At 50.6% G+C, this 23,535-nt stretch carries 21 protein-coding genes and 1 pseudogene; 5 read left to right on the top strand and 17 right to left on the bottom strand.

Annotated features, from left to right (window positions below; translation table 11 throughout):
• The first annotated feature begins 49 nt into the window (after positions 1-49).
• The gene (locus tag K0036_RS08825; RefSeq protein ID WP_220431185.1) at positions 50-1,225 is read left to right on the top strand and encodes a ribose-phosphate pyrophosphokinase; all 1,176 of its coding nucleotides are present in this window, start codon (positions 50-52) and stop codon (positions 1,223-1,225) included.
• A 343-nt stretch (positions 1,226-1,568) separates the two neighbouring features.
• Here the strand turns inward: K0036_RS08825 and K0036_RS08820 are convergent, their stop codons facing one another.
• The 10 genes from K0036_RS08820 to udp form a co-directional block, all read right to left on the bottom strand.
• Entirely contained in the window at positions 1,569-3,011 is a 1,443-nt protein-coding gene (locus K0036_RS08820) for a polysaccharide deacetylase family protein (RefSeq protein WP_259283418.1), read from the bottom strand.
• Between the two features lie 133 nt (positions 3,012-3,144).
• Entirely contained in the window at positions 3,145-4,308 is a 1,164-nt protein-coding gene (locus tag K0036_RS08815; RefSeq protein WP_173693259.1) for a phosphoglycerate dehydrogenase, read from the bottom strand.
• A gap of 2 nt (positions 4,309-4,310) precedes the next feature.
• Entirely contained in the window at positions 4,311-5,393 is a 1,083-nt protein-coding gene (gene serC, locus K0036_RS08810) for a 3-phosphoserine/phosphohydroxythreonine transaminase (RefSeq protein WP_220431183.1), read from the bottom strand.
• A 27-nt stretch (positions 5,394-5,420) separates the two neighbouring features.
• On the bottom strand, positions 5,421-7,100 hold the full coding sequence (gene ilvB / locus K0036_RS08805) for a biosynthetic-type acetolactate synthase large subunit (RefSeq protein WP_220431182.1): 1,680 nt from the start codon (positions 7,098-7,100) through the stop codon (positions 5,421-5,423).
• Between the two features lie 23 nt (positions 7,101-7,123).
• Entirely contained in the window at positions 7,124-8,794 is a 1,671-nt protein-coding gene (ilvD, locus tag K0036_RS08800) for a dihydroxy-acid dehydratase (RefSeq protein ID WP_220431181.1), read from the bottom strand.
• A 73-nt stretch (positions 8,795-8,867) separates the two neighbouring features.
• The gene (gene leuB, locus K0036_RS08795) at positions 8,868-9,950 is read right to left on the bottom strand and encodes a 3-isopropylmalate dehydrogenase (RefSeq protein ID WP_220431180.1); all 1,083 of its coding nucleotides are present in this window, start codon (positions 9,948-9,950) and stop codon (positions 8,868-8,870) included.
• A 72-nt stretch (positions 9,951-10,022) separates the two neighbouring features.
• On the bottom strand, positions 10,023-10,475 hold the full coding sequence (locus K0036_RS08790; RefSeq protein WP_220431179.1) for a cytidine deaminase: 453 nt from the start codon (positions 10,473-10,475) through the stop codon (positions 10,023-10,025).
• Positions 10,472-11,134, bottom strand: coding sequence for a deoxyribose-phosphate aldolase (gene deoC / locus K0036_RS08785; protein ID WP_220431178.1), 663 nt, complete (start codon positions 11,132-11,134; stop codon positions 10,472-10,474). Before deoC ends, K0036_RS08790 begins: the two co-directional genes overlap by 4 nt.
• Before the next feature lie 29 nt (positions 11,135-11,163).
• The gene (gene deoD, locus K0036_RS08780) at positions 11,164-11,862 is read right to left on the bottom strand and encodes a purine-nucleoside phosphorylase (protein ID WP_220431177.1); all 699 of its coding nucleotides are present in this window, start codon (positions 11,860-11,862) and stop codon (positions 11,164-11,166) included.
• 13 nt (positions 11,863-11,875) lie between these two features.
• The gene (gene udp, locus K0036_RS08775) at positions 11,876-12,658 is read right to left on the bottom strand and encodes a uridine phosphorylase (protein WP_220431176.1); all 783 of its coding nucleotides are present in this window, start codon (positions 12,656-12,658) and stop codon (positions 11,876-11,878) included.
• 191 nt (positions 12,659-12,849) lie between these two features.
• Here udp and K0036_RS08770 point away from each other — a divergent pair, with 191 nt between their 5' ends.
• Positions 12,850-13,524, top strand: a complete 675-nt coding sequence (locus tag K0036_RS08770; RefSeq protein ID WP_173693250.1) for an MgtC/SapB family protein — start codon at positions 12,850-12,852, stop codon at positions 13,522-13,524.
• Between the two features lie 82 nt (positions 13,525-13,606).
• Here the strand turns inward: K0036_RS08770 and K0036_RS08765 are convergent, their stop codons facing one another.
• Complete coding sequence (locus K0036_RS08765) at positions 13,607-13,963, bottom strand: hypothetical protein (protein WP_220431175.1); 357 nt, start codon at positions 13,961-13,963, stop codon at positions 13,607-13,609.
• 171 nt (positions 13,964-14,134) lie between these two features.
• Between K0036_RS08765 and K0036_RS08760 the strand changes: the two genes are divergently transcribed.
• A complete protein-coding gene (locus tag K0036_RS08760) occupies positions 14,135-14,314 on the top strand; it encodes a hypothetical protein (RefSeq protein WP_173693248.1) in 180 nt (59 codons plus the stop codon).
• Between the two features lie 3 nt (positions 14,315-14,317).
• Here the strand turns inward: K0036_RS08760 and K0036_RS08755 are convergent, their stop codons facing one another.
• The 3 genes and pseudogenes from K0036_RS08755 to K0036_RS08745 all read right to left on the bottom strand — a co-directional run bounded on the left by K0036_RS08755 (position 14,318) and on the right by K0036_RS08745 (position 17,971).
• A complete protein-coding gene (locus tag K0036_RS08755) occupies positions 14,318-15,442 on the bottom strand; it encodes a M23 family metallopeptidase (RefSeq protein WP_220431174.1) in 1,125 nt (374 codons plus the stop codon).
• A gap of 45 nt (positions 15,443-15,487) precedes the next feature.
• A pseudogene (gene feoB / locus K0036_RS08750) lies at positions 15,488-17,559 on the bottom strand (ferrous iron transport protein B).
• A gap of 172 nt (positions 17,560-17,731) precedes the next feature.
• Complete coding sequence (locus K0036_RS08745) at positions 17,732-17,971, bottom strand: FeoA family protein (RefSeq protein ID WP_220431173.1); 240 nt, start codon at positions 17,969-17,971, stop codon at positions 17,732-17,734.
• 158 nt (positions 17,972-18,129) lie between these two features.
• Between K0036_RS08745 and K0036_RS08740 the strand changes: the two genes are divergently transcribed.
• Positions 18,130-19,275, top strand: a complete 1,146-nt coding sequence (locus K0036_RS08740; protein WP_220431172.1) for a glycosyl hydrolase family 18 protein — start codon at positions 18,130-18,132, stop codon at positions 19,273-19,275.
• A 96-nt stretch (positions 19,276-19,371) separates the two neighbouring features.
• Here the strand turns inward: K0036_RS08740 and pflA are convergent, their stop codons facing one another.
• The 3 genes from pflA to K0036_RS08725 form a co-directional block, all read right to left on the bottom strand.
• Positions 19,372-20,097: a pyruvate formate-lyase-activating protein gene (gene pflA / locus K0036_RS08735; protein ID WP_220431171.1), complete on the bottom strand. Its 726-nt coding sequence runs from the start codon at positions 20,095-20,097 to the stop codon at positions 19,372-19,374.
• Between the two features lie 14 nt (positions 20,098-20,111).
• Complete coding sequence (pflB, locus tag K0036_RS08730; RefSeq protein ID WP_173693242.1) at positions 20,112-22,364, bottom strand: formate C-acetyltransferase; 2,253 nt, start codon at positions 22,362-22,364, stop codon at positions 20,112-20,114.
• Positions 22,365-22,511: 147 nt separating this feature from the next.
• Positions 22,512-22,835: a winged helix-turn-helix transcriptional regulator gene (locus tag K0036_RS08725; protein WP_025643615.1), complete on the bottom strand. Its 324-nt coding sequence runs from the start codon at positions 22,833-22,835 to the stop codon at positions 22,512-22,514.
• Between the two features lie 128 nt (positions 22,836-22,963).
• Between K0036_RS08725 and K0036_RS08720 the strand changes: the two genes are divergently transcribed.
• Complete coding sequence (locus K0036_RS08720) at positions 22,964-23,485, top strand: nitroreductase family protein (protein ID WP_173693241.1); 522 nt, start codon at positions 22,964-22,966, stop codon at positions 23,483-23,485.
• The last annotated feature ends 50 nt before the right edge of the window (positions 23,486-23,535 follow it).

Here is a 23,535-nt window from a genome sequence, read left to right as displayed (position 1 = left end):
TAAATATTAATAGTGATTACTATAAATTCGAAAGATACAGAAGATTATCATGCCAAACATTAAGTTAATGGAGACGGCGCTTCCCGTAGCGCCCCTAAAGATCGCGGCCCTTGACTCATGCAAGGAGATGGGCCAGAAAGTAAATGATTATATTGTCAGATTCAGGCAGGATACGTTAAAAGAATCTTTGGATTCTCCGCTTTTTTCCAGCTATCAGCTGGACAATTACCTGATCGACTGCCACTGCCCCCGTTTCGGAACTGGGGAGGCCAAAGGAATTATCGGAGAGTCGATCCGTGGAAAAGATCTGTTCATTATGGTCGATGTCTGCAACTACAGCCTGACCTATACCGTAAATGGCCACTTGAACCATATGTCCCCGGACGACCACTATCAAGACTTAAAGCGCGTTATCTCAGCGGCAAACGGCAAGGCTCACCGGGTCAATGTCATCATGCCGTTCTTGTATGAGAGCCGCCAGCACAAGCGCACCAAGCGCGAATCCCTGGACTGCGCCCTGGCGCTTCAGGAACTGGTCGACATGGGCGTCACCAACATCCTTACCTTCGATGCACATGACCCGAGAGTCCAGAATTCCATTCCGCTGCACGGCTTTGACAACTTCAATCCTCCTTACCAGTTTATGAAAGCCCTTCTTCGGGCGGAGCCGGAACTGATCGTCGATAAGGAGCATCTGATGGTAGTCAGCCCGGACGAAGGGGCAATGCATCGTGCCGTTTATTTCTCCAACGTTCTCGGCGTCAACATGGGAATGTTTTATAAGCGCCGTGACTACTCAACCGTGATCAACGGCAAGAACCCCATCGTGGCCCATGAATTCCTGGGCGATGATATCAAGGGAAAGAATGTCATTATCGTGGACGATATGATCTCCTCCGGGGAAAGTATGCTGGATGTGGCGAGACAGATCAAGGACAGAGGCGCGGACCGGGTATTCGTCTGCACTTCCTTTGGATTGTTCACAGAAGGATTTGATATGTTTGACGAATATTATGAAAAGGGCTACATCGACCGCGTGATTACCACGAACCTTACTTATCTTCCGCCGGCCGTACATGAGAAGCCTTACTTTGTAATTGCGGATATGAGCAAATATATCGCGCTGATCATCGATTCATTCAACCACGATATCACCATCGGCGCTGTCCTCAATCCGACAGACAAGATTCACAAATTATTGGAAAAGCACCGCAATTCCTTGTAATTAATTTAACAACCTTTGCAGTCTCATATCTTTTATATACAAAGAAAAAGGATGTCTCGTCTAAATCGATGAGACATCCTTTTATGTTCCTCTCAATACTTTCTTAATTAGCGCTGCTCCATATATGTGGTTAAAGCGGTTTCTTCGGTAAAGTATTCCTTGAGTGCTATGATTAAACCCTTCATCAAAACTCACTTCCTTTATACTGAATTCGTATTTCTCATTCCGTTAAAAGATTAACACCTAGCACTCTATTTGTAAAGATATTTTTTTAACAAAGTTCTTCCAATTTTTTGATACTTTTTTGTGTATTTTTTAACATTCTTTTTCTGCCCCATAAAGACTAGAAATCCGTATAGCTAACTCCGTCCTTTAGTTCGACTCCTTTGGCTCTCGCCATCTCGGAGACGGTTACCAGCTGGTAACCCTCATCTATCAGCTTCGGTATCAGAGCAAGGGCTGCGTCCACGCTCTCCGTATGGATATCGTGCATCAGGATGATATCCCCGTCTTTTACGCTTCCCATGACAGAATCGATCGTGGCCTGCGCATTTCTGGTCTTCCAGTCCAGCGTATCGATATTCCACAGGATCATCGGCATTCCCACGCATCCTTTCATCGTAGAACTGATTGCCCCGTAAGGCGGACGCATCAGGGTGGCTCCCTGCCCTACGATATTCTGGAGATTGCCATTGGTCCCTCCTACTTCATTCTGTATGCCGGATGCATCCAGTTTAGACAGATCGGCATGGTCGTAGGAATGATTGCCTAATTCGCAGCCCACTTCCTTCATCCTCTGGATCACGCTTGGATAGGAAGGCACCTTCTTTCCCAGCATAAAGAATGTGGCATGGGCATTGTACCTCGCCAGCGCCTCCACCAGTTCGCCGGTGCGCGGGCCAGGACCGTCGTCAAAGGTCAGGGCTACCATCGGCTTGTTCGGGTCTATCGTGCTCTCTTTCTTGGAGATTAGCACGCCGTTCTGATCAAATACGCACAGCGTAAGCCCCAGCCACACCTCTCCCGTCGCCATCTTTCCGTCTGTTCCAAAGTAATAGGAAGCGCCGTCAATATCCTGCCAGCCGATAGAAGCCTTGCCGTCCGCACCCAGATAATACTTTCCATCGTCGCTGTCAAGCCATCCGGTCTTCATAATTCCATCTTTGTCAAAGTAGTATCTGGATCCGCCGATATCCTGCCAGCCGGACGCCTTCTTTCCATCTCCGTCAAAGTAATAGGTGTTCCCTTTTGAGACTACGAAGTCATTGGTGACATAGGTTCCATCATAGCGCTTAAACTTGTCCCCGTCCCACTCTCCGACCTTATTCTTGACCGTCAGGACGCCATCGGCAGTATCGATTCTGACCAGCCCGATCCAGTCCTTTTCCAGGAATCCTTTGACCGCATCCTCCAGATTCAGAGTAACCGGATAGTCTCCTTCCACAGCCGCATCCGCCTCGCAGCCGATGGTATAGTGCTTCCCTTGTTCTAATTCTTTTGCCAGGTCGCTGACCTTATATCCGGTTCTTGCATCCAATACGGCCTTCGTATTCCCCTTGGTCTCCACCGTGATCCCGAACTTGGGAAGTTCTTCCTCCTGCAATATGGAATCGCTCTTTACCGCAAGGAATATCTCCGCCTCCTGCTGGGATGCCGCCGCAGTCCGAAAAAGCAGGAACGGAAGGGCGCAAACTACAAAAAGAGCAAAAATCCGCAAAGGGACTCTCACTCTTCTCGCTTTTTTATGTATATGCTTTTTGTGCTCGCTAATTCTTTCATTTGTCATCTGTATGTCTCCCCTACACATCATCAAACATCAATCTATGGATTCTATGTAGTTGAGTATAACGTAATTCGACACACTTCGCAATGAATCTTATATGAACAATTCTTAATAATTATTAAATATTTTTAACCGGTTATTCGATTACGCGCACGCGCAGCACTTCGCCGACTTTCCTAAGATCATCTACCACTTTCTCAGGAACCGGGCTGTCGATGTCTATCATCGTGTAGGCATAGCCGCCCTTGCTTTTGTTGCTCATATCCGCAATATTCATATTGTCATCCGCCAGAATCTTCGTAAACTGCCCGATCATGTTCGGCACATTGTGATGCAGCAGGACGATCCTGGTATTCTCGCCCCGATATCCCATATCGCTGTCGGGATAATTGACGGAATTCTGGATATTGCCATGCTCCAGGTAAGCGCGGATCTGCTTTGCCGCCATTCTGGCGCAGTTATCCTCGGACTCTTCCGTGGATGCGCCCAGATGGGGGATCACGATGGCTCCCTTTACCCCTGCGATGACAGGCGTCGGGAAGTCCGTCACATAATGCTTCACCTGTCCGGCCACCAGCGCATCAACCATGGCCTCTTCATCTACCAGCAAGTCTCTTGCGAAATTCAGGACTACCACGCCTTTCTTCATCAGGCTTATGGCATCGGCATTGATCATGCCTATCGTGTTTGTGGTAGCCGGCACATGGATGGTAATGAAGTCGCACTCTTTATACAGTTCATCTACCGTCTTCGCATGGATAATATTCCTGGACAGCCTCCATGCAGAATCAACGGATACGTATGGATCATAGCCATAGACATCCATTCCCAGATGCATGGCCGCATTGGCCACCAGCACGCCGACAGCTCCAAGTCCGATGACTCCCAGCTTCTTTCCTTCCAATTCGCAGCCTGCGAATGCTTTCTTGGCTTTTTCCGTCTCTTTTACGATGTTGCCGTCTTCTTCGTTTTCCTGCACCCAGTTGATGCCGCCAATGATGTCTCTGGAAGCCAGCAGCATTCCCGCGATCACCAGTTCCTTCACGCCGTTGGCGTTAGCCCCCGGCGTATTGAATACCACAATGCCCTGTTCTGCGCATTTATCAAGCGGGATATTGTTCACCCCCGCGCCTGCTCTTGCTATGGCCTTTACTTCTGGTCCGAACTCCATCTCATGCATGTTCGCGCTTCTTACAAGGATGGCATCCGCATTCTCCGGATCTCCAGCCGGCGCATAATCTTCCGTAAACTGTTCCATACCCACTTCAGATATTTGATTTAAGCAATAATATTTATACATAACTATGCATTCTCCTCTTCAAACTTCTTCATAAATTCCACCAGTGCCTCTACGCCTTCCATCGGCATCGCATTGTAAATGCTAGCCCTCATGCCGCCCACCGAGCGGTGCCCTTTCAGGCTCTCGAATCCGGCCGCCTTGGCTTCCTTTACAAACTTCGCATCCAGCTCGCTGCTTCCCGTAACGAAAGGCACGTTCATGATCGAACGGTCCTTTGGCTCCACAGTGCCTTTAAACAGCTTGCTCTGATCCAGATAGTCATACAGGATCTTCGCCTTCGCTTCATTGCGCTCTTTCATTGCCGCAAGGCCGCCCTGCCTTTTCAGCCACTTGAATACCTTGCCGCAGATGTAGATTCCATATGCCGGCGGCGTATTGTAAAGAGACTTGGCATCTGCATGGGTCTTATACTGGAGCATGGTAGGCGTCCCTGGGAGTACATCCTCGGTAATCAGGTCTTCCCGGATGATCACGATCACGGTTCCGGCCGGACCGATGTTCTTCTGCACGCCTCCGCATATCAGGCCGTATCTCGTCACATCCATCGGCTCTGACAGGAAGCAGGATGATACATCGGCAACCAGGGTCTTTCCCTTGGTATTCGGAAGTTCCTTGTATTTGGTGCCATAGATGGTATTATTCTCACATATGTACACATAGTCCGCATCTTCTGAAATGGGAAGATCAGAGCAATCCGGGATATAGGAGAATGTCTTATCCTCTGAGGATGCCACGATATTGACCTTTCCGTATTTTTTTGCTTCGGCGGCTGCCTTCTTGGCCCACTGTCCGGTAACGATGTAGTCTGCCACCTTGTTCTTCATCAGGTTCATAGGAACCATAGCGAACTGCTGGGACTCCCCTCCCTGCAGGAATAATACCTTATAGTTGTCAGGTATGCCCATCAGTTCCCGAATATCCGCCTCTGCTGTATCAATAATTTCCTGGAACGACTGCGAGCGGTGACTCATTTCCATAACGGACATTCCGGTCCCGTTGTAATCTAGCATTTCTTCTGCTGCCTCTTTTAATACTTCCTCCGGTAATACTGCCGGTCCTGCTGAAAAATTGTACACTCTGCTCATTGTTGTTCCTCCATTTTCCTTGTTCTGTTATTTCTGTTTTTCCAGGTCCTTTTCATCGAATGCTTCATTGATCGGCGCGCCTGGGGCTACCATAGGCCATACCTTGTCATCGCTGTCTACCTGGCAGTCAATGACAATCGGCCTGTTAAGAGTCAGGGCCTTTTCAAATGCTTCTTTGAATTCTTCCTGGGTGGTTGCACGGATTCCTTCTGCCCCCATAGCCTCCGCAAGTTTCACGAAGTCCACGGCGTCATTCAGAACCGTCGCCGAGTAACGCTTTCCGTAGAACAGATCCTGCCACTGGCGCACCATTCCAAGCACATGATTATTGATGACCACCTGGATGATTGGAATATTGTGGCGCACGGCGGTAGCGATCTCGTTCATATTCATACGGAAGCATCCGTCACCCGCTATATTGACAACTGTCCGATCCGGCAGCCCCGTCTTGGCACCGATGGAGGCCCCCAGGCCGTATCCCATGGTTCCCAGGCCGCCGGACGTCAGTAATGTCCTTGGCTTTGTAAATTTATAGAACTGGGCTGCCCACATCTGATGCTGGCCGACTTCGGTCACGATGACGGCATCCCCCTTGGTCTGTCTGTAGATTTCCTCAACCACATATGGGCCGGTCAGTACGTCCGGATGATAGGATAATGGATATCTCTTCTTGTAATCCATGATCTTCTCCACCCATTCCGCATGATTTTGCTGCTCCATCCTCTCATTGAGGATACCCAGCACGGTCTTGATATCGCCCACTACGCCGTCGGTGATCAGTACATTCTTGTTCATCTCCGCAGCATCGATATCAAACTGCAGGATCTTGGCGTTCTTGGCAAACTTTCTGGCGTTCCCTGTCACGCGGTCGCTGAATCTTGCTCCGATGACGATCAGCAGGTCGCACTCGCTGACGCCATAGTTGGCCGTCTTTGTGCCGTGCATTCCCAGCATGCCTGTATATAACGGATCGGTGCCCGGAAACGCGCCTTTACCCATAAGGGAATCCGTTACCGGAGCATCCACCTTCTTGGCAAATGTATAGAGTTCTTCGCTGGCGCCTGAGAGTACCGCGCCTCCTCCTACAAAGATATATGGCTTCTTTGCTTTTGTTATGATTTTTAATGCCGTCTGGATGTCGTCTTCGCAGATGTCTTTGGAAGGCTCGACAGGCTTGATCGCCTCTTTCTTATATTCTGCCTTATTCGCCGTCACATCCTTAGGAATATCGATCAGTACCGGGCCGGGGCGGTCCTTCTTCGCGATTACGAATGCCTTTCTTATGGTCTCCGCCAGATCTTTTACATCCTTGACGATAAAGTTGTGCTTCGTGATCGGCATCGTGATACCTGCGATATCAATCTCCTGGAAACTGTCTTTTCCAAGAAGTGACACGCCTACATTACAGGTGATCGCTACGATCGGAATGGAATCCATGTAAGCCGTCGCGATTCCCGTAACCAGATTCGTCGCTCCCGGGCCGCTGGTTGCGAAGCAGACGCCTACCTTTCCCGTTGCCCTGGCATATCCGTCAGCGGCATGGGCGGCTCCCTGCTCATGGGAGGTCAGGATATGGGTGATCTCATCGCTATGTTTATATAATTCATCGTATACGTTTAAAATAGCCCCGCCTGGATAGCCAAACACGGTATCCACGCCCTGCTCTTTCAAACATTCGATTACTATCTCTGATCCTGTTAATTGCATACCTTTTGTTCTCCTATTCTATCTTAATTCTTCGGTATTTCCAGGATGGCTCCTCTGTTTCCTGAAGTTACCATGGATGCGTATCTTGCCAGATATCCTGTGGTTACCTTCGGCTCTCTTGGCTGCCATGCCTGCTTTCTCTTCGCCATCTCTTCGTCGGATATATCCAGTTCCAGCTTCAGGTTCGGGATGTCAATCTTAATCATATCTCCTTCTTCCACCAGTCCGATCGGTCCTCCCACTGCCGCTTCCGGCGATACGTGGCCGATGGAGGCGCCTCTGGAGGCTCCGCTGAAGCGTCCGTCCGTGATCAGCGCCACGCTGGACCCAAGTCCCATGCCTGCAATGGCAGAAGTAGGATTGAGCATCTCCGGCATGCCCGGACCGCCTTTCGGTCCCACATAGCGGATAACTACCACGTCTCCCGCCACGATCTTGCCGCCTTTGATCGCGTCGATCGCATCCTCCTCGCAGTCAAATACTCTTGCCGGGCCAACATGCACCAGCATCTCTTCTACGACCGCGGAGCGTTTTACCACGCTGCCGTCCGGCGCCAGGTTGCCTTTGAGAACTGCAAGGCCTCCCGTCTGGCTGTATGGATCGTCAATGGGACGGATCACCTGCGGATCCTTATTCACCGCATCTTTGATGTTCTCTCCAACCGTCTTGCCAGTAACCGTCAGGCAGTCTGTATGGAGCAGTCCTTTCTTGTTCAGTTCCGCCATCACCGCATATACGCCGCCGGCTTCATCCAAGTCTTCTATGTAGGTAGGCCCTGCCGGTGCCAGGTGGCAGAGGTTCGGGGTCTTTTCGCTGATTCCATTCGCAAAGTCAATCTCAAAATCCATGCCGATCTCATGGGCGATCGCCGGAAGGTGCAGCATGCTGTTGGTAGAGCAGCCAAGAGCCATATCTACCGTCAGGGCGTTGAGGATGGCATCCTCTGTCATAATGTCTCTTGGACGGATATTCTTCTCCCACAGTTCCATGACCTTCATGCCTGCCTGCTTCGCGAGACGGATCCTTGCAGAGTAGACTGCCGGAATGGTTCCGTTGCCGCCAAGTCCCATGCCAAGCACTTCCGTCAGGCAGTTCATGCTGTTGGCCGTGTACATGCCGGAACAGGATCCGCAGGTCGGACAGGTCTTATTCTCGAATTCCTGAAGATCTTCGTCCGTGATCAGGCCCGCCGCGTTGGCTCCAACTGCCTCAAACATGCTAGAAAGGCTGGTCTTCTTTCCCTTGACATGGCCTGCCAGCATAGGGCCGCCGCTTACGAATATGGTAGGTACATTGATTCTGGCTGCCGCCATCAAAAGTCCCGGCACATTCTTGTCACAGTTGGGTACCATGACCAGGGCGTCAAACTGGTGCGCCAGAGCCATGGCTTCCGTGGAATCCGCAATCAGGTCTCTGGTTACCAGAGAATATTTCATGCCGATATGTCCCATGGCGATCCCGTCGCATACGGCGATGGCCGGAAATACGATCGGCGTTCCGCCTGCCATGGCAACCCCCTGCTTCACTGCATTTACAATCTTATCCAGGTTCATATGCCCTGGCACGATCTCATTATAAGAACTGACAATTCCAACCAGCGGCCGCTCCATCTCCTCCGGCGTCAGGCCCAGGGCGTTCAACAATGAACGGTGGGGCGCCTGCTGCTTTCCCTTTGTAACTGTATCGCTTCTCATCCTACTACCTCCTGAATCTTTCTCTATCTGTCTATATCTTATGCTATCCTTGCTTCCTATTGTCTTGTGCCCGCTAGATACGCTCCGCGATCAGGCTTCCCATTTCCTCGGTGCCTACCTGGGTCTTGCCCTCTGACATGATGTCGATGGTGCGGTAGCCTTCTTTTAAGACTTGGGCGACTGCCGCCTCGATCGCATCCGCTTCCTGATCCAGATCGAAACTGAACCGCAGCATCATTGCCGCAGACAGTATGGTGGCGATGGGATTGGCAATACCCTTGCCGGCAATGTCCGGAGCCGATCCGCCGCTTGGCTCATAGAGTCCGAACTTGGTCTCATTGAGGCTCGCGCTTGCCAGCATCCCGATGGATCCGGTAACCATGCTGGCTTCATCCGACAGGATATCGCCGAACATATTCTCCGTCAGTACCACGTCAAACTGCTTCGGATCCTTCACCAGCTGCATTGCGCAATTATCCACCAGCATATGCTCCAGCGCAACCTCCGGATAATCCTTAGCCACTTCTTCCACGATCTTTCTCCAGAGCCTGGAGGAATCCAGCACGTTTGCCTTATCTACGCTTGTCACCTTCCTGCCGCGCTTCATGGCAATATCGAACGCCCGCTTTGCGATCCGGCGAATCTCATTCTCATTATATGTAAGGGAATCACAGGCAGTCAGGACGCCGTCGATCTCTTCTGTCCTGCGCTCTCCGAAATACAGTCCTCCGGTCAGTTCCCGCATAATCATCAGGTCAAATCCGCCCTCGGTAATCTCTTCCTTAAGCGGGCATGCGCCCTTCAATTCATCATACAGGATGGCTGGCCTTAAGTTGGCGAAAAGATTTAACTCCTTACGAATCTTTAAAAGTCCGGCCTCCGGCCTTTTGGACGGTTCCAGTTGATACCAGGGCGAGGTCTTTGCATCTCCCCCGATGGAGCCCATCAGCACCGCGTCGCATGCTTTTGCCTGCTCCACCGTCTCGTCGGTCAGCGGAATCCCATGTACATCTATGGAGGCTCCGCCCAGCAAAAGCTGGGTATACTTGCAGGCGTGCCCGTATTTCTCTGCCGCTTTATCCAGAACCTTCATTGCTTCCGTCACAATCTCCGGCCCGATTCCATCCCCTTTTATCACTCCAATATTCAGGTTCATACTCATTTTCCTTCCTCTGTTAAAAAATCTATAAAACATATAATATCCTATTTTAATGGTTGTTTCAAGACTTTAATCAACTAAATTGTCATCTGTCTGTTTTTTTAGGTTCCCCGGGCCAAATCCATAAGGCAGCAATTCTGCCAGCATATACGCCTGATAATCGCCTTCATCCTTCGCCAGAATAATCCTGAATTCGTCAGGATCGCAGAATTCCATCATGACCTGGCGGCACACGCCGCAGGGCGGGCAGTAGTCATGCTTCCCCTGCGCATCCTCATTCACGATGCAGATGGCGGCAAAGTCTTTCTCCCCCTCGCTGACTGCCTTGAAGATTGCCGTGCGCTCCGCACAGTTTCCCGGGCTTAACGCCGCATTTTCGATATTGCACCCCGTATAGATCTTCCCACTTTTCGTAAGGAGGGCTGCTGCCACCTTGAACTTAGAGTAAGGAGCATAGGCATATTCCAGTGCTCCAAATGCCTGGCGGATCAGTTCCTCTCTCATGCTTTCCTGCAGTTTCATTCCCTAAGTCCCTCTTTCTTCGCAATCTTGACAATCCGGCTGGTTCCCAGGCGGGAGGCGCCAAGCCTTAGAAATTCCTCGGCGTCCGCAATGGAACTGATTCCCCCCGCCGCCTTAATCTGCACGCCTTCTCCTACATGGCGCGCAAACAATGCCACGTCTTCAAACGTCGCGCCGCCGCTTCCAAATCCGGTAGAAGTCTTGATAAAGTCCGCACCAGCCTCGGTCACGACCTGGCACATCCGTACCTTCTCCTCTTCTTCCAGGAAGCAGGTCTCAATGATCACCTTCAATATCCGGCTGCCGGCCGCCTCTTTGACGGATCGGATCTCCTGCGTGATCCGGGCGTACTCCCGATCCTTCACCCAGCCCATATTAATGACCATATCCACCTCATCTGCGCCGTCCTTTACCGCCTCTGCCGTCTCAAATACTTTGGCTGCCGTGGTATTGTATCCATTGGGAAAGCCGATGACCGTGCACACTGCCATGCGTTCCTTTACATATGCCTTAGCCTGCTTTACATAAGAAGGGGGAATACATACCGATGCCGTCCCATAGGCGATGGCATCGTCGCACAACGTCCTGATCTCTTCCCATGTAGCCGTCTGTGACAGCAAGGTATGATCTACATGTCTTAATATTTCCTGTATCTCCATAGCATCCAACACTCCTTTTCCTTGTACTGTTATAATTCCAGCGCGATCTCCATCATCTGTCCGAATCCTGACTGCCGTTCGCTGGCGCTTATGCTCTCCTGCCGGAACAGATGGTCTGAGATGGTCAGCATGCATAACGCCTTCTTCCCTGCCCGTGCCGCGTTCATATAAAGGGCTGCCGCTTCCATCTCCACAGCCATCACGCCCATTTTCCTCCATTTCGCATTTACTTCATCGTCATCATTGTAAAAAATATCAGAGGACAGGATATTTCCCACCTTTACGCTGACTCCCTGGGCCCTTGCGGTATTCACCGCCTTCTCAAGCAGCCCGTAATCCGCGATCGGCGCAAATGTGCCGGGCAGCTGGTACTGTGCGGCATAGTTGGAATCCGTGCAGGCTCCCATGCCGATCACTACGTCCTTTAACTGGATATCGTCCCTTAACGCGCCGGCAGAGCCAATCCGTATGATTGCCTCCACCTCATACCTATGATAAAGTTCATACGTATAGATTCCGACGGACGGCATCCCCATGCCGCCCCCCATAACCGAGATTTCCCGGCCTTTATAAGTTCCTGTATATCCCAGCATGTTCCGCACCGTATTAAAGCACCTGGCATCTTCCAGATAAGTATCTGCGATGTATTTCGCCCGAAGCGGGTCTCCCGGCATCAGTACCGTGCTGGCTATCTCTCCTCTTTCTGCTGCATTATGTGGCGTTCCCATATATCTTTCCTCCTTATTCCTGCTTCTTATCTTCTCTGATCAGCGTCTTAAGCGCCTCGATCGCCGTGCGGATAGGCGCCTCCACGTCATGTGCCACCGGATTGGGGAGGTTCTTCTTCGCCCGCTCCTGATTGGCCATCACCAAAAGCACCGTGCCTACCCTGACTCTCAGACAGCTGCCCACGATATAAAGGGCTGCCGACTCCATCTCTGATGCCAGGCATCCGCATTTGACCCAGGCATCCCATTTATTCATCAACTCATAGCCCACTGGCTTGGTCTCTGGCGAATGCTGCCCATAGAAAGCGTCTTTGCATTGTACCACGCCTACGTGGTAATCCTGCCCCAGTTTCTTTGCTGCCTGGATCAGGGCATTGGTCACCTGGATGTCCGCAACTGCCGGATATTCGATGGGGGCATACTCTTTGCTCGTTCCCTCCATCCGGATCGCGCCGGAGGCGATCACTACGTCCCCGCTCTTTACCTCCAAAGCCATGCCGCCGCTTGTGCCTACCCGGATAAATGTATCCGCTCCGACTCTTGCAAGTTCTTCCATGGCAATGGACGCGGACGGCCCTCCGATGCCGGTGGAGGTCACGCTTACCTTCTCCCCTTCCAGATAGCCGGTATAGGTCACATATTCCCTGCTGTCAGCTATGAGTTTCGGATCTTCAAAGTGTTCCGCGATCTTTGCGCAGCGTTTCGGATCTCCCGGAAGGATCACGTATCTTCCCACTTCTCCCCCCGCTACCTGGATATGATACTGCCTGTCCTTATCTTCAGAGTAATTAATCATAGGCTTTTCACTCTCTTTCTATGTTCTTATTTATGCAGACTTGCTGCCTATATCATACCATTATGCCGCTGATTCCACCAGTCATTCATCGAAACTGGTAGTTTTTCCTCCCTGTTTCGCTTATAATAGATAGTAGATATGAATGGAACTTTGGAAACGATTATATCCGGCAAGAATCAGGAGGTGCCTGCATGGCTTTTACAATGAATATTCAACTGATCTATTTACTGCGTCTTCTGGGGGCAGCACTTTGCGGCGCGATGATCGGCTATGAGCGGGAAAGCCATATGAAGATGGCTGGCATCCGTACGCATGCTATCGTGGCTCTGGCCTCCTCCTTAATGATGATCATATCCAAATATGGATTCTATGACATACTTTTTATGGAGCATATCGGACTCGACCCCTCCCGTATTGCCGCCGGAGTTGTCACTGCCGTCGGCTTTCTGGGGGCCGGCGTCATATTCACCCGCCATATGAATGTAATGGGCATCACCACTGCTGCCGGAATCTGGGCAACGGTAGGCATCGGCATGGCGTTCGGCGCAGGCATGTATATCTTAAGCGCCGCTTCCACCCTGCTCATCCTTCTGTTCCAGCTTCTGTTCCATACCCGGCTGCTCCACCCCAGAAGTTCATCCATCGAGCAGATCACCCTGCTGGTAGAAGGAAATGAGGACATCAAGGTCCTGCTAAATGACATCTTTGCCACCAAGAAGATAAAAATCTCCAATATCACTGCCAAGCGTGTGGACGCAGCAACATTAGAGATCAAGCTGTATGTACGCTTCCCCGAAGCCTACGATATCTATGATATCTTTCAATTACTAAAGGAATACCCGCAGATCAAGTCCATCGACATCTGATCTTGCCACTGGCAGACGGGGACGCCCCCCACGATCCTTTGGATCATGGGGGACGTCCCCATCTTCCTATGTTGAAAGGGCTTTATTTTAATATCTTAAGGTTATATCGATCCTTCTTTCCTGCCTGCCGGGGACTTCCTCCCATCTTCTGCAGTTCTTCCAGACGCATCTTCTTTCTGCGGATCCGCTCTCCAGCTTCTCCCTGCGGACGGTAGCCTGCGAATTCCTCCTCATATGTGGACCTGCGTCCATTCTTAAGATAATCGGCTCCATAACTCATATGGATGTCCAATTTCAGGTATGCACATAAAAAGGAGTTCCAGGCCCTGTGAAGCAGATTATTCTTAGCATCCGCCCGGCTGCCTATATACAAGATAAGCAGCGCTCCGATCAAGATTACGCATGTGACAATTACAAATATTCGAATTGTTTCAGGCATACCAACAACCCCTTTCTCATCTGTATAGGTAAACATGCTCCTGTTGTCTTTATATTAGTCTTTTTGGTTTATTTAGTCAATCTATTTATGTAATTTTGATAAAATTTCTGATTTTAATTCAACCTCATAAATTTCCTGTTATTGCACATCCTATCTATGAGGTGATAGCAAATGATAGACAACGAAGAACTCCCCATTGGCTTTACCATGTCTCTGGCCCAGCATTCCGACATCCTCAGCCGTTTTGCCTCTCTTCCGAAGCAGGAGCAGGAAAGGATCGTGGATGGAGCCCGCCAGGTCAAAAGCCGGGAGGAAATGAACAGTTACGTAGAAAATATGTTTCAGGGATAGAGGTTACTGCTCTGTCCCTGATTTTTCTTTTTGCCTGTTCCTATAGCGAATTGCCTCCGGATCCTTTATCTGTCGGACGCGGGTCCACTCCTTCGTTTCATCGTCGCGCTGTACTTCCGAGCGGTTCTGGGAGAGAAATCTGGTCAATTCGTAGCAGCTGACCCATATCTCGTTATTCCCTTCCCTCTGGGATTCGTCAAAAATCAGCTGCAGGCCGAAGTGCAGATGATACTCATCAATGTTATTCGTATTCTCTTCCGTGCTGTAGCCGGTTCTGCCTATATATCCGATGACATCCCCTGCCTGCACCACCGCTCCTTCCTTTAATCCTTCTGCATAAGGGCGGTTCTGCCTTAGGTGGGCGTAGTAATAATAGCGTCTGCCGTCAAAACTGCTGATCCCGATGCGCCAGCCTCCATACTGGTTCCATCCAAGCGCTGATACATAGCCGGACTCCACGGCGATCACAGGGGTTCCTACCTGCCCCATCATATCATGCCCCAGATGATTCCTCTTATATCCATAACTTCTGGATACGCCAAAGTCATCATAGTCCGAGTAGGGAAATTCCTTTGCGATCGGGCTGTAGGCCTTCAGCCCATAGACTTTCTTCTTTGGATGCACATACTGGAACTCTCCCACCATCCCGTCAAGGACCGCGCCATATGCCTCCCGGTAGTAGGAATAATACTCCATATCCTTCGTCATTTCCTCAACCGTCTGGCTTCCATCCAGCAGTTTTTCGGCGATGTCCGCCAGATCTTCCTCCTGGTACCGGGTGAAGTCTCCCCCATACCTGGCGCCTAGAATTGCCAGAAGATCCACCCAATGAAGATGCGGCTCCTTTCCGTAACTATCCAGATCATACTGGTACGCCTTCTTCATTGCCTCGCTGGTCACGTTGAATTCCACCCATTTAATGTAATCCTTCTCTTTTTCCTGTACCGGTTCCTTTCCGGGCTCGCCCGAATCCCCGGCTTCCGCTCCTGTATTCTCCTGACGGATACTCCTTACCTGGCTATCCGTATCGGCATCCCCCCTATTCCAGCTTAAAATGCCTCCTCCTGCCAGCATAAGGCATAAAAGGAAAACTTCCAGCATGATCCCCTGTTTCTCGCTAATATGCATCTTCCTATCTCCCCCGCAACCTGCACTATTCTTATCATAACAAAACTATGCCAGGATAAGCCCCGCTATGAACGTAAATGCCATGCACGCGGCAATGCCGGCCGCCGTAGGCACCAGAATGGAAAGGAGCATCCACTTAAGGCTTCCCGTCTCTTTGCGTATGGTAAGGCAGGTAGTAGCACAAGGCCAGTGCATCAGTGAAAACAGCATGGTGCTGATTGCCGTGACCCAGGTCCATCCATTCTGGGACAGCAGCGTCCACATCGCCTGGCTGTCTCCCAGTTCCAGCAGGCTGCCCTGGGCCAGATAGCACATGACCACAATGGGCATTACGATCTCATTGGCCGGCATCCCCAGGATAAAGGCCAGCAGTATGATGCCGTCCAGCCCCATCAGCCGTGCAAATGGGTCCAGGAAGTCGGCGCAGCAAGACAGCACCGTAGCATCTCCTACCTTAAAATTCGCCATCAGCCAGATGACAAGCCCTGCCGGAGCCGCCACCGCGATCGCCCTTCCCAGCACGAAGACGGTCCTGTCAAGCACGGAACGTACGATCACTTTGCCAATCTGCGGCCTGCGGTACGGCGGCAATTCCAGGGCGAACGATGAAGGAAGCCCTTTTAAGATGGTTCCCGACAGGATACGGGATACCAAAAGCGTCATCAAAATTCCCAGCACAATGACGCCTGCCAGCAGCAAGGCCGATAAAAAGGAGGAAAATATGCCAGCCGCATTTCCAATCAGAAACATGGATATAATGGACAGGAGCATGGGAAATCTGCCATTGCAAGGGACAAAGTTATTGGTGAGAATGGCGATCAGCCGCTCCCTGGGAGAATCTATAATACGGCATCCCGTCACTCCCACAGCGTTACAGCCAAATCCCATGCACATAGTCAGCGCCTGCTTGCCGCAGGCATGGCATCTCTGGAAGCAATGGTCCAGATTAAATGCCACCCTCGGAAGGTAGCCCAGATCCTCCAAAAGCGTAAATAACGGAAAGAATATGGCCATTGGAGGCAGCATGACGGAAATCACCCAGGCGGCAACCCGGTATACGCCATAGATCAGCGGCTCATATATCATCTTCGGAACGCCGGCCGCCTGCACCGCTAATACCAGCTTATCCTCCACCCAGAACAGCCCATCGGAGAGCAGTTGGGACGGGTAGTTCGCTCCGCAGATGGTAATCCAGAACACCAGAAGAAGCATGAGGAACATGATCGGGAATCCGGTCCTCTTGCTGGTAAAGATCCAGTCCAGCCTCCTGTCTCTGCGGTCATAATCCTTCTTCCCGTACTGTACCGTCTTCCTGCTGATCTGTTCTGCCCTGCGGATATAGGACGCGGCGATGGCGTCACTGATCTTCTCCTTGGAATATCCGGCTTGGGCCAGGTATTCAACTGCCTCCTTCAGCGCGCCTGCAACCTCCGTATCCTCTACCAGGGAATATCCCAGATATTCCTCCATGGAATAAAGAAGATTGCTGTTCGCATCCAGCAGGCGGGCACAGAACCATCTGGTGTTCTCTTCTCCTTTTGTCGCCCACTCCACCGCTGGCTCCAGCATGCCGATCGCCCTTTCCACGGGTCCTTCATACACAAAGGCCAGGGGCTTATGATCCTTCTGCTTTTCCATCTGCTGCAGCGTTAAAAAAATGCGTTCCAGGCCGATTTCTTCTCTTGCGGTGATTCCGATCACAGGCACGCCCAACTCTTTTGAAAGTCCTTTGATATCTATATGAATCTGCTTTTTGCCGCCTCATCCATCAGATTTACGCATACGATCACCTGCTCAGCTGCTTCGATAATCTGAAGCACCAGATTCAGGTTCCGCTCCAGGCAGGTGGCATCACAGACGGCAATGACTGCATCCGGATGTGCAAAGCATATGTAATCCCGCGCAATCTCCTCTTCCTCGGAATGTGCCATAAGCGAATAGCATCCCGGAAGATCTACCAGTTCATACTGCCTCCCATTATAGTCGCATGTGCCTCGGGCATTGCTCACCGTCTTCCCCGGCCAGTTTCCCGTATGCTGCTTCAGCCCGGTCAGCGCGTTAAACACCGTGCTCTTTCCCACATTAGGATTCCCCGCCAGTGCAAGAACCTTACCCATTCTGGCACCACCGCCTCTCTTCCATATGCAGGTAATGAATCATATGATCACCGCCTTATTTCACAAAAAGCCCCAGCAGTCCTGCTTGGGCCATAGCCTTATAATAGTATATGAAAGTTACGTCTGTCCTGTGCGGTCCAATTAAATATTCATAATATGCTGCGCCCCTCCCTTATGCGACCAGCCTGATCCTCACCTGGCTGGCATCCTCTTTGCGAAGCGCGATTACCGTCCTGCGAATCAAATATGCGCATGGATCTCCGAGAGGGCTGATGCCCACGCATTCTACCAAAGTACCTTCTATCAGCCCCATGTCCTGCAGACGTCTGCGCATATCCGTATTCATGCAGATGTCTGTTACAATAGCCCTTTCCCCCGGGCTTAAATCCGCCATATGACTGCAATGCTTCATCCCGTCACTTCCTATATCTGTAAAAGGCTCTGCGATAATGCGAGCCTTTAGCCTTATTCTACTATATGTGAAAAAGAGAATTGGGGTTCGAAATAATAGTTATATATTCGCAATCACCTTCATACGTTTATCTGAATCGACTTTTCGGGAGAATTGCCATGCTCATCTATACCGTTAAGCCAGGAGATACCGTCGACAGCATCGCTGCTGCCTATGGCATTCCTGTTTCTACAATCGTCTATCAGAATCAGATTCCCTATCCATACCGGCTTGCCATAGGCGAAGCCCTGCTGCTTCCAACGCCTGCGGGTATCTCTTCTCCCCGCTCTACAATCTATGCAGGCGGATATGCCTATCCCTTTATCAGCCCGTGGGTTCTTCGGGAGACGCTCCCTTATCTCTCCTATCTCTATATATTTTCCTATGGATTTACAATGGAAGGAGAGCTGATCGAGCCTTTGCTGGATGACGCCTGGATGATCGAGGCCGCCAGAGCCTTTGGCACAGCGCCAATTCTTACCTTGACGCCTTTTGGGCCGGACGGGCGTTTTAATAATTCCTTGATTTCCCAGGTTGTAAATGACCTGGATGCCAGAAGACGTCTTAAAGATGCGATTGTGGAGCAGATCACGGCCCGGGGATTCCAGGGGCTGGACATCGACTTCGAATACATCCTCGCTGAAGACAGGGACGCCTTTGTAGACTTCGTCGCCTATATGCAAGAAGCCGTAAGTGCCCTCGGGTATCCGACCAGCGTCGCCCTGGCACCGAAGACCTCGGATACCCAGACCGGACTTCTCTATGAGGGCAAAGACTACCGGAGACTGGGCGAGACTGCGGATTATGTCCTTTTAATGACTTACGAGTGGGGCTACACCTATGGGCCTCCCATGGCGGTAGCCCCGCTTAACAAGGTCCGGGAGGTGGTGGAATATGCGGTCACCGTGATCCCCCCTTCCAAGATCCATCTGGGGATTCCCAACTATGGATATGACTGGGCGCTGCCCTTCGTCCGAGGCACCTCCCGCGCCCGTACCATCGGCAATGTGGAGGCCGTGCAGCTGGCCATCTCCCAAGGCGCTGCCATCCAATTTGACGACATCGCCCAGTCTCCTTTCTTCCGCTACTGGTCCAACGGCACGGAACACGAAGTGTGGTTCGAAGATGTCCGCAGCCTGAATGGAAAATTCGACCTTGTCGAAGAGTTCGGCCTTAGGGGCGTATCCTACTGGCAGATCATGCAGCTCTTTCGGGCCAACTGGCTCCTACTGGCTGACCGATTCAATTTGACACACCAGTTGTGACGATTTTACGCACCAGTTGAGGCAAGTTGACACGTAACAAAATGAAGATGTGCACGTAACACTTTTGAAAAGTGTTACGTGCACATCTTCATTTTGTTACGTGTTCAATATACGCTTGGCGTTCTCCACGCGTTCTGTTGTGGGGGGCTCGACCCCTTCCAGAGGATACTCAAGCCTCAATTCTTTCCATTTATATACGCCCATCGTATGGTAGGGAAGGACTTCTACTTTTTCTACATTCTTCAGGGTCGCGATAAAGTCATGAAGTCTTATGAGATATGCATCTTCATCACTTCTTCCTGGCACCAGGACGTGACGGATCCAGACCGGCTTTCCTATATCCGAGAGATATTCTGCCAATTCCAGGATGTTCTGGTTGGATTGTCCGGTCAGAATCTTATGCTGCCCGTCATCGATGTGCTTGATATCCAGCAGCACCAGATCGGTGTACTCCATCAGTTTTTGGAACTTTCCAAAGAACGGCTCTTTTTTCGTAAATGGATTTCCGCTGGTATCAAGGGTCGTGTGAATGCCTTTCTGCCTGGCTCTTTTAAATAGTTCCAATAAGAAGTCGATCTGCAGAAGGGGCTCGCCTCCGCTGACTGTGATCCCGCCTTTGCTTCCCCAGTAAGCGCGGTACTTTAGCGCCCTGTCTATCAGTTCATCCGCAGTATAAGGGGTTCCTGCCTTCATATTCCAGGTATCCGGGTTGTGACAGAACTGGCAGCGCATGGCGCAGCCGGAGGTAAATATCACGTAGCGGATGCCTGGTCCATCTACAGAGCCAAAACTTTCCAAAGAATGAATGTATCCTTTTGTCATACTCTTGCTCCTTCTTACATTCTATCGTGACAGGTTCTGGCGATAACGTCCATCTGCTGTTCCCTGGTCAGATCAATGAACTTAACCGCGTATCCGGACACGCGGATCGTGAAATTGGCGTATTCCGGCTTTTCTGGATGCTCCATAGCATCAATTAGTTTCTCGGTGCCAAACACGTTTACATTCAGATGATGCGCTCCTTGGCTGAAATATCCGTCCAGCACGCCTACCAGATTGTCCGTGCGCTCCTCATCGCTGTGCCCAAGCGCGCCCGGGCTGATAGTCTGCGTATTGGAAATCCCGTCCAGGGCAAGTTCGTAAGGAAGCTTCGCCACAGAGTTCAGGGACGCCAGCAGCCCGTTCTTCTCCGCGCCATATGATGGGTTCGCCCCAGGCGCCAGTGGCTCTCCGGCTTTTCTTCCATCCGGCAGCGATCCGGTAGCCTTGCCATATACCACATTGGACGTAATGGTAAGGATTGAGGTTGTGGGTTCGGAATTCCGGTAGGTATGACATTTCTTAAGCTTGTGCATGAAGGTCTTGAGAAGCCAGATCGCGATCTCATCCGCTCGGTCGTCATCGTTTCCGTATCTTGGGAAGTCGCCCTGCGTCTCAAAGTCCACCGCCAGGCCATCCGCGTCCCGAATCACCTTGACCTTGGCATACTTGATCGCGCTCAAGGAATCGACCACATGTGAGAATCCGGCAATCCCGGTGGCGAATGTACGTCTAACATCCGTGTCGATAAGTGCCATCTCCGCTGCCTCATAGTTGTACTTGTCATGCATATAGTGAATCATATTCAGAGTATCCACATACAGTTTTGACAGCCATTCCATCATAGCGTCATATCGTTCCATAACTTCATCGTAATCCAGATACTCTGAGGTGATCGGCCTGTACGCTGGCGCTACCTGCTCTCTCGATTTTACATCGATGCCGCCATTGATGGCATACAGCAGGCATTTCGCCAGATTGGCACGGGCGCCGAAGAACTGCATTTCCTTGCCTGTCTGGGTGGCTGACACGCAGCAGCAGATGGAATAGTCGTCCCCCCATACCGGGCGCATGACATCATCATTTTCATACTGGATGGAACTTGTGGTCACGGATATCATGGCCGCATACTTCTTAAAGTTCTCCGGCAGGCGCGGGGAATAGAGCACCGTCAGGTTCGGCTCTGGCGATGGGCCCATGTTTTCCAGAGTATGAAGGAATCGGTAATCGTTCTTCGTCACCATAGAGCGTCCATCTTGTCCGAGTCCTCCCACCTCCAGGGTCGCCCAGACCGGATCTCCGGAGAAGAGTTCATTATATGACGGGATTCTTGCAAACTTCACCATCCGAAACTTCATAACCATGTGGTCGATCAATTCCTGGGCCTGCGTCTCGGTAAGCGTTCCCTTTTCCAGGTCTCTCTGCATATAGATATCCAGGAATGTGGAAATGCGTCCCACGCTCATAGCCGCCCCGTTCTGGGTCTTGATGGCCGCAAGATAGCCGAAATAAAGCCACTGCACTGCTTCTTTCGCGTCCTTGGCCGGCTGCGAGATATCATAGCCATAGACCGACGCCATCTCTTTCATTTCCTTTAATGCCTTGATCTGGTCCGCGATCTCTTCCCGCAGACGGAAGTCCGTGCCCTTCATGCCATGCCTCTCGCCGCGGATAAAATCCTGCTGCTTGCGCTCGATCAAGTAGTCGATGCCATAGAGCGCCACGCGCCGGTAATCCCCTACGATGCGTCCCCTGCCATACGTATCCGGCAGGCCCGTAATAATCTTATTGTGGCGCGCCCTTTTCATCTCCGGCGTATAGATATCGAATACGCCCTGATTGTGCGTCTTATGGTATTTGGTAAATATCTCGTGAAGTCTCTCGCTTGGCCGGTATCCATAGGTGGTGCAGGCCTGCTCCGCCATATGGATACCGCCGTAGGGCATAAAAGCGCGCTTCAGCGGCTTGTCCGTCTGAAGGCCCACCACTTGCTCCAGATCCTTCATATCTTCCTCAATATATCCAGGGCCATAAGCCGTAAGCCCGGACACGATCTCTGTCTCCATATCCAGTACTCCGCCTTTTGCACGCTCTTCTTTCTGAAGTTCCTGCAATCTGCCCCATAGTCTGTCGGTTGCTTCAGTCGCGTCCGCCAAAAATGACGCGTCGCCTTCATACGGAACATAGTTGTTCTGGATAAAGTCTCTTACATCAACGTCATCTTTCCATAGCCTTCCCTTAAACCCTTCCCACTGTTCATACTGTGCCATTCTATTTATCCCCTTTCGTGTATCAGGTTTTCATTTTCCCGCACAGTATATCATCCGGAAATAAAAATATCAAGCCTTATTCTGATAATTATTCTCATTACTAATCATGTATGCAATTTTGTGCAATATGCTTTAGACTTATAGCATTTATTGATAGTCCAAATACTGTTTGCCCCAATTACACATTTCGACCAGTATCGGCGAGAGGGTATTGCCAAAATCCGTAAGCGAATACTCTGTTTTTGGCGGTACGACAGGATATACCTTTCGATTTATCAGTCCATCCTTTTCTAATTCACGGAGCTGCTGGGCCAGCATCTTATCAGTCGCCTTAGGCATTAACTTGTGAATCTCGCTATAACGCAATGTCTTCCCCATTAAATGCCACAGAATGACCGATTTATACTTGCCGCCGATCAGCTGGATCGTAGCTTCGACAGGACAAGTAAATTCACCGCATTTCCTATTCATCCAATCACCATACTTTCTTTTTAGGTAGTATATAACTTAATAGTGCGTTCTTGTCGTATACTCTATTGCAGGTATAATTATAGTATAGGTTAACCTGATACACAACGACAAATCAAGGAGGATTTTTTATGAATTTTTTGGATATTGCAAAAACACGCTATTCCGTAAGGAAATATACAGATAAGAAAGTAGAGGCAGAAAAACTTGATCAAATTTTAAATGCAGCACATGTAGCGCCTACCGCCGCCAATCTGCAGCCCGTGCGCTTGCTGGTCGTACAAGAAGAAGAGGGGTTAAAAAAGATTTCCAAGGCCGCCAATCTACATGGGGCGCCTTTAGCGATCCTTGTCTGCGCCGACCATTCGAAGGCATGGAAACGTCCTTTTGACGGCAAAAAAACTACGGATATCGATGCTTCTATTTTGACAGACCACATGATGCTGGAAGCTACGGAACTTGGCCTGGGTTCTGTATGGATATGTTTCTTCAAGCCAGACATTATAAAAGAAGAATTTCAACTGCCGGATTCTCTTGAGCCAATCAATATCCTGGCTGTCGGCTATGCCAATGAAACGCCGGCAGACCCAGAACGCCATCTGGCAGCACGTATCCCATTGAGCCAATTGGTATCCTATGAAAAATTTGATTAAACCATCTATAAAAGCACAGGGGCAGCGTGATTCAAGACGAATCACGCTGC

The sequence above is a fragment of the [Clostridium] scindens genome (genome assembly GCF_019597925.1).
Taxonomy (GTDB): Bacteria; Bacillota; Clostridia; order Lachnospirales; family Lachnospiraceae; genus Clostridium_AP.
This window is presented reverse-complemented; position numbering and strand designations above follow the sequence as displayed.